General features: G+C 35.3%; 12 protein-coding genes and 4 pseudogenes. 13 read left to right on the top strand and 3 right to left on the bottom strand.

Features of this window, described 5'->3' with window-relative positions:
- Positions 1–83 precede the first annotated feature (83 nt).
- Positions 84–1,298 carry a multidrug efflux MFS transporter gene (locus tag DN408_RS17965; protein WP_002086285.1) on the top strand — a complete coding sequence of 405 codons (1,215 nt, stop codon included), beginning with the start codon at positions 84–86 and terminating at the stop codon, positions 1,296–1,298.
- 55 nt (positions 1,299–1,353) lie between these two features.
- On the opposite strand, the gene DN408_RS17960 is transcribed toward DN408_RS17965, so the two are convergent.
- Complete coding sequence (locus tag DN408_RS17960; RefSeq protein ID WP_147740279.1) at positions 1,354–2,115, bottom strand: DODA-type extradiol aromatic ring-opening family dioxygenase; 762 nt, start codon at positions 2,113–2,115, stop codon at positions 1,354–1,356.
- 209 nt (positions 2,116–2,324) lie between these two features.
- Here DN408_RS17960 and DN408_RS17955 point away from each other — a divergent pair, with 209 nt between their 5' ends.
- From DN408_RS17955 to DN408_RS17920, 10 genes and pseudogenes are all read left to right on the top strand, one after another.
- Positions 2,325–3,248: an alpha/beta hydrolase gene (locus tag DN408_RS17955; protein WP_002186154.1), complete on the top strand. Its 924-nt coding sequence runs from the start codon at positions 2,325–2,327 to the stop codon at positions 3,246–3,248.
- 56 nt (positions 3,249–3,304) lie between these two features.
- Positions 3,305–3,910, top strand: a complete 606-nt coding sequence (locus DN408_RS17950; RefSeq protein WP_147740278.1) for a pentapeptide repeat-containing protein — start codon at positions 3,305–3,307, stop codon at positions 3,908–3,910.
- A gap of 122 nt (positions 3,911–4,032) precedes the next feature.
- Positions 4,033–4,392: a YunG family protein gene (locus DN408_RS17945; RefSeq protein ID WP_002086281.1), complete on the top strand. Its 360-nt coding sequence runs from the start codon at positions 4,033–4,035 to the stop codon at positions 4,390–4,392.
- 53 nt (positions 4,393–4,445) lie between these two features.
- The gene (locus DN408_RS17940) at positions 4,446–5,771 is read left to right on the top strand and encodes a bifunctional S-methyl-5'-thioadenosine deaminase/S-adenosylhomocysteine deaminase (RefSeq protein WP_147740277.1); all 1,326 of its coding nucleotides are present in this window, start codon (positions 4,446–4,448) and stop codon (positions 5,769–5,771) included.
- Between the two features lie 284 nt (positions 5,772–6,055).
- Positions 6,056–6,190 (top strand): hypothetical protein, encoded by a 135-nt coding sequence (locus DN408_RS32095; RefSeq protein WP_255449102.1) that lies wholly within the window; start codon positions 6,056–6,058, stop codon positions 6,188–6,190.
- Positions 6,187–6,463: pseudogene (locus DN408_RS17935) on the top strand (phage holin family protein); the annotation flags it as partial. The gene DN408_RS32095 and the pseudogene DN408_RS17935, both read left to right, overlap by 4 nt.
- A pseudogene (locus tag DN408_RS17930) lies at positions 6,463–6,972 on the top strand (N-acetylmuramoyl-L-alanine amidase); the annotation flags it as partial. The pseudogenes DN408_RS17935 and DN408_RS17930, both read left to right, overlap by 1 nt.
- A 99-nt stretch (positions 6,973–7,071) precedes the next feature.
- Positions 7,072–7,236 (top strand): N-acetylmuramoyl-L-alanine amidase C-terminal domain-containing protein, encoded by a 165-nt coding sequence (locus DN408_RS32515; RefSeq protein WP_369811979.1) that lies wholly within the window; start codon positions 7,072–7,074, stop codon positions 7,234–7,236.
- A gap of 170 nt (positions 7,237–7,406) precedes the next feature.
- Positions 7,407–7,629: pseudogene (locus DN408_RS17925) on the top strand (replication-relaxation family protein); the annotation flags it as partial.
- 182 nt (positions 7,630–7,811) lie between these two features.
- Positions 7,812–9,440, top strand: a complete 1,629-nt coding sequence (locus DN408_RS17920; protein WP_147740276.1) for a peptide ABC transporter substrate-binding protein — start codon at positions 7,812–7,814, stop codon at positions 9,438–9,440.
- A gap of 65 nt (positions 9,441–9,505) precedes the next feature.
- On the opposite strand, the gene DN408_RS17915 is transcribed toward DN408_RS17920, so the two are convergent.
- Positions 9,506–10,036 (bottom strand): GNAT family N-acetyltransferase, encoded by a 531-nt coding sequence (locus tag DN408_RS17915; RefSeq protein ID WP_002126807.1) that lies wholly within the window; start codon positions 10,034–10,036, stop codon positions 9,506–9,508.
- A 53-nt stretch (positions 10,037–10,089) separates the two neighbouring features.
- Between DN408_RS17915 and DN408_RS17910 the strand changes: the two are divergent.
- Positions 10,090–10,362 (top strand): annotated as a pseudogene (locus DN408_RS17910) (M23 family peptidase); the annotation flags it as partial.
- A gap of 59 nt (positions 10,363–10,421) precedes the next feature.
- Here the strand turns inward: DN408_RS17910 and DN408_RS17905 are convergent.
- Positions 10,422–11,717: an Nramp family divalent metal transporter gene (locus DN408_RS17905; protein ID WP_001030684.1), complete on the bottom strand. Its 1,296-nt coding sequence runs from the start codon at positions 11,715–11,717 to the stop codon at positions 10,422–10,424.
- 493 nt (positions 11,718–12,210) lie between these two features.
- On the opposite strand from DN408_RS17905, the gene trhO reads away from it, so the two are divergent.
- Entirely contained in the window at positions 12,211–13,170 is a 960-nt protein-coding gene (trhO, locus tag DN408_RS17900) for an oxygen-dependent tRNA uridine(34) hydroxylase TrhO (protein ID WP_078178609.1), read from the top strand.
- The last annotated feature ends 33 nt before the right edge of the window (positions 13,171–13,203 follow it).

Here is a 13,203-nt window from a genome sequence, read left to right as displayed (position 1 = left end):
AGTTTTATTATGTATAAAGCAAATTACTAAACTTTTTCTAGAAAACGGTGTAGAATGGGTATCGAATGAAAGAAGGTGTGAAAATGGCCAGCTGGAAACGAAATTTAATGATTTGTTGGCTAGGTTGTTTTACCACTGCAGCCGGTATGAGTTTAGTAATTCCTTTTTTATCTTTTTATATTGAGGAATTAGGGGTGACCGGCACTTCTAGTATTGCACAGTGGTCGGGACTTGCATTTGGTGTGACATTTTTAATGGGTGCGATCGTATCACCAATATGGGGCAAGCTTGGTGATATACATGGTCGGAAATTGATGCTTATACGTGCGAGCCTTGGTATGGCGATAATTATGACGCTTATGGGGTTTGTGACAGATGTGTATCAATTAGTCGCACTTCGGTTTTTAATGGGATCGGTATCAGGTTTCCTTTCTACAGCGATGACACTTATTGCTGCAGAAACTCCGCAAGAACATTCAGGTTGGGCAATTTCTACAATCTCAACTGGAGGCGTGAGCGGTTCATTACTTGGGCCGATACTCGGAGGTTATTTGTCAGAGTTAATCGGAATGCGCCATGTTTTTCTAGTTACAGGAGCTTTCTTATTCCTGTCCTTTCTTATCGTCTTTTTCTTCTTACATGAGGAGAAACATTCTGCTAAAGAAAAAAAGGCACAGCCGAAAAAAGTATGGACGATGGTCCCTGCAAAACATTTAATAATAAGTTTATTTGTAGCAACGTTTATTATTCAGCTTGCAAATATGTCGATTCAACCTATTATTACGTTGTACGTAAAGCATTTGGCAGGACCAGGAACAGATCATATTGAAATGCTTGCAGGTGCAGTCATGTCTGCGACAGGATTAGCAGTTATTTTAGCAGCTCCTAAGCTAGGAAGATTATCAGATCATATTGGACCTCAAAAAACGTTAGTTGTAGCGTTGTTTGCTGCAGGAATTATTTTTATTCCGCAAGCATTTGTAACCTCAGCTTGGCAACTATTAATTCTTCGCTTTTTATTAGGTATTGCACAAGCAGGACTATTACCTTCCGTACAAACTCTACTAAAACAACATACGCCAACCCATGTAACGGGACGAATATTTGGATATAATCAATCGTTTCAGTTTTTAGGAAATATGATTGGGCCAGTACTTGGTGGACAAATTGCAGCTCATGCAGGCTTCCAATATGTTTTCTTCTCTACATCATCACTATTATTTATTGCGTGCATTTGGGTTTATTTTCATAGTAAGAACGAAGAGGTATCAGAGAAACGACATTTGGAAGTTAGTTAACTATGTGAATGAAAAACAGAAAAAGGATGAAGCAATATTGCTTCATCCTTTTTCATTAAAATTGAAGGCAAAGATAACTTAATGTACCAAGCTCGTAGCTACGGTGAATGACCGTACCGTCGTTCTCACCACTACCCATCGCGATAAATAGAGGAACAAAATGTTCCGCTCTTGGTACAGCTAATTGTGCATGAGGAGCATTTCTTTCCCAGTTAAACAATGCATCTTTATCGCTAGTATGCATATGATTTATAATCCAATCATCAAATTCAATCGCCCATTGTTCCGGAGTTGTTTCATTCCATTTTAATGCTCGTAAATTATGAACAGTAACTCCGCTGCCGATTACTAAAATATCTTCTTGTCCAAGTCCTTTTAGTGCTTCTCCAATTTCAAATTGTTCTTTTGCAGGAAGGAATGGATTTACTGATATTTGTACGACAGGAATATTGGCATCTGGGTACATACGATGCAGGAGTGTCCATGAGCCATGATCTAAACCTCTCGTCATATTATGATGGACTGGAATGCCTTTGTTTTTAAATTTTGTTTCTAGCATAGACGCAATACTAGAAGAGCCTTTCGCATGATATTTGATTTCGTATAACTCAGGAGGAAAACCTCCAAAGTCATAAATTGTTTCATATACTTCATCTGAAGAGGAGATCGTTAATACTTCACTTTCCCAGTGAGCGGTAAAAATAACAATAGCTTTCGGTTTATATGTTTCTCCAAGTGTCTTTAAAAAGCGTGTATAGTCTGTATCTTGAATAGCAAGCATAGGTGATCCATGTGCTAAAAATAGTGAGGGCATCATGATTAAAACCTCCTAAAAATATATTAATTACTTTATGTAAGTAACTATATAATTTTATTTTAAATTCGTCAAGATAATAGTTTAATATGTAATCGGAAAAATAGATCATTTGTCATAATGAAAGCAATTGCATATAATACATAATAAGAATAATGAATGTTTATTCATTATAAAAAAAGATATACATAATAGATTTGGGGGCTGTCGGAATGAGCATACAGGAAAATTTCGTTACGGCATTGGATAAATCGGAAATTTACTTGCGTAAATGGTTACCAGAAGGAAATCCGCGGGGAATTGTTCAAATTGCACATGGTATGACAGAACATGCAGGTGTTTATACAGAATTTATTGATGCCTTATTAGAAGCAGGATATGGTGTTTATGCTCATGATCATAAAGGGCATGGAAAAACAGTAAAAAGAGAAGAAGACTATGGTCATTTTGAACCAAATGTAGGTTGGAATCAGGCTGTGTCTGATGTTATCTTTGTTTCGGAAATGATAAAAGAAGAGCAGACATGCCCGTTATTTTTACTTGGACATAGTATGGGTTCTTTTTTATCAAGACGTGCTGTACAATTTAAAGGTGAATTATATGATGGATTCCTTATTTCAGGAACTGGTGGAAATCCAGGGCTTTTAGGAAGTATCGGTCATAAAGTAGCGACAATTGAGATGAAACTACGCGGGCCCAAAACGAAAAGTCCGATGCTGAACTTCTTATCTTTCGGAAACTTCAACTCGCACTTTAAGCCAAATCGTACGAAATTTGATTGGTTATCTTCAGATATTAATCAAGTTGATAAATATATTGCGGATCCGTTATGTGGATTTATTTGCACGACTAGTTTTTACCGAGAATTGTTTCATGGAGTTCTAGAAGTAAATAAAATAGAAGAATACAAGAAGACACCAAAAAATCTTCCAATACATATATTCTCTGGTGATCGTGATCCTGTTGGGGATATGGGGAAAGGTGTAAAAGAAGTATACGAAAACTATAAAAAATGTGGTGTGAAAGATGTAACACTTCGTTTATATGAAAATGGTAGACATGAAATGTTCCATGAAGTGAATAGAGAAGATGTATTTCAAGATTTGATTTCATGGTTAGATGAGCATATTGTATAAGAAGAAACCTCACTTCATGCTGAAGTGAGGTTTTTTGAAAAATTGGAGGATTGATTATGAGTGAATTTGTAAATAAAGAATATGTAGAAATAGATTTTCAAGATATCTGGATAAAAGACGAGGAATTGAAAAATTGTACCTTCATAAAATGCTGTTTTAGAGGGATAGATGCATCAGAAGTTTTTACTAAAAATTGTAATTTCATAGAATGTGATTTTACTGGTACTCTTTTTAATGCTTCTATCCATCAAGGAACTACGTTTGCTAATTGTAGGTTTTTTGGTGCGAATTTATTTGTATCTAAGTTTGAAGAATGTAAAATGACTGGTTCGGATTTCGAAGAGGCGAATTTAGACGGAATAACAATTATATCAGGCGATTGGTCATATACGAATTTAAGGTTTGCGAACTTAAGTAAACAAATGTTAAAGGGTATTCGTTTAATTGAAGCTGACCTATATGAATGTAATTTAGAAAAAGCAGATTTGCGTGAAGCGGATTTAACGGGCGCACAATTAGGTAAGGTGAAACTTAGTGGGGCGGATTTAAGAGGAGCTGTAGTTGATAGAGTTGATTTTAAAGCTTTTGATTTAAAAAACGTGAAATTAGATATAGCGCAGGCGGTTGCAGTTGCGAGATGTTATGGAGCAAAGGTGAATTAAATCATTTGTAACACCGTTCAATATATTGAACGGTGTTACAAATAGTAATGATTTTTAAAAATTGCCTTTTACCGCTTTTATAATATGATGTGTGAAATTGCTAATGTCAGGAGATGCTGAATATGGATAGCATAAAGATTAAACAACTATATGAAGCATTAAGAAAATCTTGGTCAATAGAAACGAGTTCTAAGTGGACGAGCGAAAGCCCAGCAAAGGGACAATGTGGTGTAACGGCCCTTATTGTCCAAGAATTGTGCGGGGGAGAGATAATAAAGACGAAGATAGGTGAAGTATGGCATTTCTACAATAAAGTAGATGGGAAAAGGTATGATTTTACTAGGACCCAATTTCATGAAACATTAAACTATATGGACATGAAGTCGAGCCGTGAAGAAGCATTTGCAGATACAAATGAAAAACAATATAGCATTTTGAAGGAAAAGACAACGAAAGAATTAAAATTATCTTTTGACTCTTAATCTTCAATAAGTTACTATAATGGTGGTAACTAATTAAAGGGAACTTCATAGAGTTGAAAGGGGAAATACTTTTGAAAACAACTTATGTAAACGCTACAATTGCAACGATGAATGAACAAAATGAAGTGATAGAAAATGGATATATCATTGTAGAAAATGATCAAATTATAGATATAAATAGCGGAGAATTCGCTAACGATTTTGAAGTAGATGAAGTAATTGACATGAAAGGAAAGTGGGTTTTACCAGGGCTTGTCAATACACATACACATGTTGTTATGAGCCTTTTGAGAGGTATCGGAGATGATATGTTATTGCAGCCATGGCTTGAGACGAGAATTTGGCCACTTGAAAGTCAGTTTACGCCAGAGCTTGCGGTCGCTAGCACGGAATTAGGATTACTTGAAATGGTGAAAAGTGGTACAACATCATTCTCTGATATGTTTAATCCTATTGGAGTAGACCAAGATGCAATTATGGAAACGGTATCAAGGAGTGGAATGCGTGCTGCTGTTTCAAGAACTTTATTTAGCTTCGGAACGAAAGACGATGAAAAGAAAGCAATTGGAGAAGCTGAGAAATATGTGAAGCGTTACTATAACGAAAGTGGTATGTTAACTACGATGGTTGCACCGCATAGTCCATATACATGTTCCACAGAACTGTTAGAAGAGTGTGCTCGTATTGCAGTAGAAAATCAAACGATGGTCCATATTCATCTTTCTGAAACAGAGCGTGAAGTACGTGATATTGAAGCACAGTATGGGAAGCGTCCAGTAGAATATGCAGCAAGTTGCGGATTGTTTAAACGCCCAACAGTTATTGCGCACGGTGTAGTATTAAATGAAAATGAGCGTACTTTCTTGGCAGAACATGATGTTCGGGTAGCTCATAATCCGAATAGTAATTTAAAACTAGGTTCTGGTATAGCGAATGTAAAAGCAATGCTAGAAGCAGGGATTAAAGTAGGGATTGCAACAGATAGTGTTGCGTCTAATAATAATTTAGATATGTTTGAAGAAATGCGCATAGCAACATTATTACAAAAAGGTATTCATCAAGATGCAACAGCATTACCAGTTGAAACAGCTCTTTCTCTTGCGACAAAAGGAGCTGCGGAAGTAATTGGTATGAAACAAACTGGATCACTTGAGGTTGGTAAGTGTGCTGATTTTATTACGATTGATCCATCTAATAAGCCACATTTACAACCGGCAGATGAAGTGTTATCACATCTTGTGTATGCAGCTAGTGGAAAAGATATAAGCGATGTAATTATTAATGGTAAACGTGTCGTTTGGAATGGTGAATGTAAAACGTTAGATGAAGAGCGTATTATATTTGAAGCAAGTCGTTATAAACGAGGTTTACAAAGATAGGTATTTATATACCAGTTGAGAAAGCTATCCTTTCTAGAAAATAGAATAGGGTAGCTTTTTTTATTGAACGAATAAATATTCAAAAGAATGTCGCATCTTTCTATTGGTATTTCTGCTGCAATATGGGCTGTATTAGGAGATAGTATTACATCACTAAATTATGCAGACATTCCTTATTGGAAAGTGATTAGTAATGCTAATAATATAATTACTATGGTATTTCGGGGTTTCGTATAGCAGTGTGGGAAGGACACGACCGGCCAATGTGTACAAGATATGCAAACATGACCGATGACGCAGATATCATTACTGTTTTCGGAGGTACAAATGATTACGGGAATACGGTTACACTGGGAACAATAAACAGTGTAGATACAGGTGCTTTTTACGGAGCATTGAACGTCCTGTGTACAGGTTAAAAAGTAAAGTTGGCTTCAAAGGCATCGCCAAAAAGGTGGTGCTTTTTCTTTTGAGTGGAGTGGAAACCCAATTAGGTACAGCACTTGGAGGTAATAGTGCTATTCGTGAAGCGACAATTTTTTATCGGAAATGAGTTGCTTTCACTTTTAGAAAACGCTGGTCGTATGGGAATTCCGCTACCTTCAGCACTAACGAATGCAGTTGAAATTTTAGGTGGCAAGAGCAATAAGACAAGTTCTGAATATGATAATAAGAAAGGAGATGTTGAATAATGACACGTTATAGTTTACACGGAGGGCACAACAGTATTGTACAAGGGGCTAATTCCGGAAATCGAAAAGAGCATATTATGGACCGTCAGGTGAAAGATGCGGTGGCAGCTAAGTTAAGAGCTTTAGGACACACAGTCTATGATGATACAGACGAAGTAGGAAGCACTCAAGCGCAAAATTTAAATAATATCGTTCGTAATAGTAATTCCCATAATGTGGATTTGGTTGTTTCTTTTCATCTTAATTCAAGTGATGGGAATGGGCAGGGTGTGGAAGTTCTGTATTATGATCAAAAAGAGCTGGCGGCTAAAATCTCAGCTCAACTAGCAAAAGATATTGGATGGCGTGATCGTGGTGCGAAACAACGTACTGATTTAGCCGTATTGAATGGAACTAAAGCACCAGCTATTCTTATCGAATTAGGATTCATCGATAACGAATCCGACATGGCTAAATGGAATGTTGATAAAATCGCAAATTCTATCGTATATGCTCTAACGGGACAAACTGTTGGGGATGGTGGAGGAAACGGCGGTTCTAATGGTGGATATCAATATGTTAAGTCTGGTGAATTCGGGACAAACTATCTAAATGAAGCGATTCAAGCTATGGTTGAACGAGGAACAAAGGGAAAAGTTGTTGTTAATCCATTAACAGGTCTTGCTTATATCCAAACTGAGGTATTGCCTAATTCAGAACTAGATAAAATCACTTGGTGGATGGATACTCGACCAGGTGGTAAGTGGTGGTATGAATATATTAAAGTGAATTAATAATTTTTTAACAAAAGAATAGTTTGGTGCCAAAAAATAAAAGTCGTTAATTACGGCTTTTATTTTTATTTTTGAGGATGAGCTATCTCCATTCTCTTTTATTCTTTTTTCGTGTTCTTTCTTTATTTCATCTGGAATGATGATTTCAATGTTACCCCATATTTTTTTATATTCCTGATGTGAAATTTCGTGACGAAGAAGGGATACTTCATGGAGTCGAAGTAGATCGGTCACAGAAAATGAAAGTGAATGAAGAGAAGTTAAAAAAGTATGAAGAGTTCACACAAATATATAAGCAGAAATATAACGGGAAGATGCCAGTCATTCATTTCTTTACAGTTGCCAGCTAAGTATGATGTGTTTGTGAAATTGTATGTAATAGAAGAAATATAAAAAGTGCTAACAAATTTGCAAACGAACTTGCTAACACCTATACGAAATAGACATAAAATATCGCTGATACGTCGCTAAATAAAATGAGAATAATTAACGACTAATAATGAATAATGGTTTATTATAATGGAAGCAACAAAATATAACGTTTTATAATATTTTATATTTAAGGAGAGCAATTCATGAAGCGAAAAAAGAGCCGTTTAATGGTAATGGCACTTGTTACATCTTTATTTTTAACAGCTTGTAATAATAAAGCGAATAAAAGTGATGTAGAAGCTAAAAAACAAGTGTTAAATGTAACAGTATCAGAAGAAATTCCTTCCCTTGATACTACGAAAACGATGGATGGTACATCAGCACACGTTATGCAAAACATATTTGAAGGATTGTATGTGATAGATGATCAAGATAATCCAACTCCCGCTATAGCAAAATCGTTTAAAAGAAGTGAAGATGGTAAAAAATATACATTTGATTTGCGTAAAGATGCAAAATGGTCAAATGGAGACAGTGTAACAGCAAATGATTTTATGTTTGCGTGGAAACGTGCAATTAGCCCTGAAACAGCGTCTCAATATGCGTATATGCTCTTTTATGTGAAAAATGCGAAAGAGATAAATAAGGGAAAAATGCCTCTTGATGAACTTGGGGTTAAAGTTATAAATGATTATAAGTTAGAAGTGGAACTAGAACAGCCAATTCCTTATTTTTTACAGTTGTTAGCACTACCTATTTACTTACCACAGCATGAAGCATTTTTGAAAGAACAAGGGAAAAATTATGGGCTCGAACCTAATAATCTCATATATAATGGCCCATTCGTGTTAGAGACATGGAAGCATGAACAAGAATTTCAATTGAAGAAAAATGATACATATTGGGATAAAAAGAAAGTGAAATTAGATGAAATAAACTTTCAAATTGTGAAGGATACAATGACAGCAGTAAATTTATATGAAGCTGGCGATTTGGATCGAGTACCAATTAATTCTCAATTTGTAGACAAGTATAAAGGGAATAAGCAATTGCATATGTCGAGCGATCCTGGAATTGCAATGCTCCGTTTTAATGAAAAAAATAATGTGTTAGCAAATAAGAAAGTACGTCAATCTATTTCATTAGCGTTAAATAAGAAGGATTTTGTTACTCACTTTATTAATAACGGGGCAAAACCTGCAAGTGGACTTGTACCAGTTGGTCATGTAAATGAAGAGACTGGTAAAGATTTTAGAAAAGAAAATGGAGATCTTTCTCCATATGATTTGCAAAATGCGAAAAAGATTTGGGAAGAAGCTAAAAGAGAACTTGGGATAGAACAGGTAACACTGGAGTTCTTAACGTTTGAACAAGATAACGCAAAACGTATGGCGGAATATATAAAAGGTGACTTAGAGAAGAATTTGCATGGATTAACGATACAAATTAAACAACAACCATTTAAGCAAAAATTACAATTAGAACAAATGGGAGATTACGATATATCTATGGCAAATTGGGGACCTGACTATAAAGACCCAATTAGTTATTTAGAACTATTTACGACGGATAATCCGAATAACAAAATGAATTATTCTAACCTTCACTACGATGAATTAATAAAGAAAGCGAAAAGCAATCTAGTACTAGATCAGAATAAAAGATGGGAAGCATTACAAGAGGCCGAGCGAATTCTGTTAGAGGATGCTGCTGTAGCACCGCTTTATCATATTGGTTCAGCTTATGTACAAAAGGATTATGTAAAAGGAATTGAAAAGCATCAATTTGGTGGCGTTTATACTTATAAGAATGCTTATATCGATAATAAGTAAAACTATTAATCAAAAAAGAAACCTTACTTTTAAAAGTGAGGTTTCTTTTTTTGGAATTATATCTATTAAACGGATTTTAATAAAGAATAAAAATTCGTATCATATGGGATATCATCTTGATACATATAGTTTTTTAGAATCCCTTCTTTTTCAAATCCTAATTTTAATAGCACTTTATTTGAAGCTTCGTTTTCAAGAAATACAATTGCCCCGATACGTTTTAAATGGAGCGTATGGAAGCCATAAGATATAATTTCAGAAACTGCCTCAGTAGCATATCCATTTCCCCAGTGTTCAGGCAAAAAGGCATAACTTATATTTGCTCGTTTATGTTCAGAAGACCAATCATGAAAACCAATTGTTCCAATGAGCCCTTTCTTGTCTTTTAATTCGATTCCCCATTTAATGCCGCTTCTTGCGTTGTACCCCAACTTAAAATTAGTAAGGATTTGTTTTACTTGATCCAAATTTTGCAATGGTTTTTGGCCATAATGGCGCAGGACATCGGTATTAGAAAAGCACTGTAATATACTCGGTGCATCTTCGTCGGTAAGTTCTCGTAAAATGAGTCGGTTGGTTTTTAATATAGGAAACATGCTTTCACTCCATTTCTTCTGAAACTAGAATGTGTTGTTATTATATAATCTAATCTGAAAATAAAGATTATTCAAGGGGTAAGGATGATTTTGAATCTATGGCTGTTAATCATATTTATTTACGACTAGATGAATCGGGGGTATTTTTGTTTCTTACACAAGTCGGTAACTCAGGAAGTTCAAGTGAACCACATTTACATATCCATCATCAAAGGCAGGATCCATCCAAGGTGAGTATGTTTTTCACTGAAGGCTTACCACTTTATTTTCGAACTGAAAAAGGTGCGATAATGCCGGAAAGAGGGACATACATAAGTGGTAAGTAGAAGGAAATCATTTCATACAAAAAGGGTATTCCAAATCAAATTTGGAATACCCTTTTTTATTAACCTACAAATGTTTGATACAGTAAGAAAATATTTAAAACGATAATAAGTGCAGCGATTAACCACGCGATAAATGTTGTAATGCGATGGTTGACGAGTGCACCCATAATCTTCTTATTACTTGTAAACATAATAAGTGGTACTAATGCAAAGGCAATACCGAAAGATAAGACAACTTGACTCATAACGAGAGCGTAAGTTGGATTTACACCTAAAGCGATAATAACGAGAGGCGGAATCATTGTTATAAATCGGCGTAAGTATAACGGAATATGCATTCGAATGAATCCTTGCATAATAATATCACCAGACATCGTACCAACAGAAGAACTAGATAAACCTGCTGATAAAAGTCCAATCCCAAATAATGCAGCCGATACAGGACCGACTAAATTACTGAACTGGTTAAAAGCAACATCAAGGTCTTCAACGTGCAAGCCGTTTTTAAAGAATAGTGCAGCTGCTACAATTAACATACTTGCATTAATTGCTCCAGCGATAACCATTGCAATAATAATATCGATGAATTCGAAGCGGAAAATCTTTTTCTTTTGTTCATCATTTGTTCCGACTACACGGCGCTGCGTTAAGGCCGAATGTAAATATATCGCGTGCGGCATTACTGTCGCACCTAAAATTCCAGCTGCTAAAAGGATGCTATCTACACCTTGGAATTTTGGAGTGAAAAGTCCTGAGAGTAGAGGGCTTAATTCCGGTTTTGCGTAAAAGACTTGGATACCAAAAGCGATAACAACGATAAAAATCATACCTGTTATGATAGCTTCTAATGGACGAAAGCCTCTGCGTTGAAATTCAAGAATAATAAATGATCCAACTGCTGTAATTAAAGCAGCTGGTAACATCGGAATTCCAAATAGTAAGTATAAGCCAAGTGCTGCCCCAATAAATTCAGCTAAATCTGTAGCCATAATAACGAGTTCCCCTTGTATCCATAAACCGATGGAAACTGGTTTGGGGAAGTTTTCGCGAGCTACTTCAGGAAGATTTCTCCCAGTAGCGATTCCTAATTTAGCTGATAAAGTTTGAATTAATACAGCCATTAAATTAGAAGCGAGTATTACCCAAAGCAATAAATACCCATATTGTGATCCAGCTGCGATATTTGTAGCGAAGTTCCCAGGATCAATATAAGCAACTGATGCGATAAAAGCAGGTCCTAAGAATGGTAACAGTCTTTTAAAGCCTTTTGTTTGTCCACTTAACGCTAAATGGGCTGATTGAACTGTTGTACTTTGAGAAGGGACTTGTTCATCTTTTGTTATATCTTTATTCATAGTAGTATTCCCCTTTGAAATCTTAACTTGATTAAAGTTTCACTTTATTTTTACTCATTATTTCAATACATTTAGATATATGATGTGGCAATTTCATTTGAACATAAAAGTTTCCTTAATGCAAATTATATGACTGTGTGCAATGAATGGTGTGACGATGCAAAAATATTTTGGGAGTTTATGGTTGTTGAATAAGGGAGAAGATAATAAATTATAGGGTTGTTTTTGAAATTTATGTGAACATACAGCCTATATTACAGCATATTAATTGATGGAAATGAAATTGTATGATATATAATATATTGGGATTACAACCTAACCGTAGTGTTTTGTTCTGTAATCTTGTTTTTATTTTTGTTAACTTATAGAAAAAATTGTAAATAGAAGAAAATAGGCTAAGTACAATTTAGTATGTATTTTCTTATTATATATGTTTTGATATGAACGTTAACTTATACATGATTTTAAAATTTAGATAGGTGGTAGAAATACATTGGCAACTACAAAACCATATAGAGTATTACTGTATTACATGTACACAACAATTGAAAATCCAGAAGAATTTGCTGAACAGCATTTAGAATTTTGTAAATCACTTGAGTTAAAAGGAAGAATTCTTGTAGCGACAGAAGGAATTAACGGAACTTGTTCTGGAACTGTTGAGCAAACAGAAAAATACGTGGAAGCGATGAATAATGATCCACGTTTTGCTGGAATCGTATTTAAAATTGATGAGGCAGATGAACATGCATTCAAGAAAATGCACGTACGTCCTCGTTCAGAGTTAGTTACACTTCGTCTAGAAGACGACATTAACCCGAAAGAAATTACTGGGAAGTATTTAGAACCAAAAGATTTTTATGAGGCAATGAAACAAGAAGATACAGTTATCATTGATGCACGAAATGATTATGAATTTGATTTAGGACACTTCAAAGGTGCGATTAAACCAGATATTGAATCATTCCGTGAATTACCAGATTGGATTAGAGAAAATAAAGAAACACTTGAGGGTAAAAAGATTTTAACGTACTGTACAGGTGGAATTCGTTGTGAGAAATTCTCAGGTTGGTTAGTTCGTGAAGGTTATGAAGATGTAAGCCAGCTTCATGGCGGAATTGTAACGTACGGAAAAGATCCAGAAGTACAAGGTGAACTTTGGGATGGTCAATGTTACGTATTTGATGAGCGTATCGCTGTACCAGTAAACCAAAAAGAACATGTTATCGTTGGTAAAGATCACTTTACAGGTGAACCTTGTGAGCGCTATGTAAACTGTGCAAACCCTGAATGTAACAAGAAAATTTTATGTTCTGAAGAAAGTGAAGCAAAACATTTACGTGCATGTTCTCATGAATGTCGTGTACACCCACGTAATCGTTATATCGTGCAACACGAATTAACAGAAGAGCAAGTAGCTGTTACATTAGAAAAAATCGAAGCAGGTAAGTAAGCATAATAGAAAACAGATGGTAGCATCGTGCTG

This window comes from Bacillus sp. AR13-1 (genome assembly GCF_008042285.1).
Lineage (GTDB): Bacteria > Bacillota > Bacilli > Bacillales > Bacillaceae_G > Bacillus_A > Bacillus_A mycoides.
Note: the sequence above shows the minus strand (reverse complement) of the source record. Positions and strands in the feature narration are given on the sequence as shown.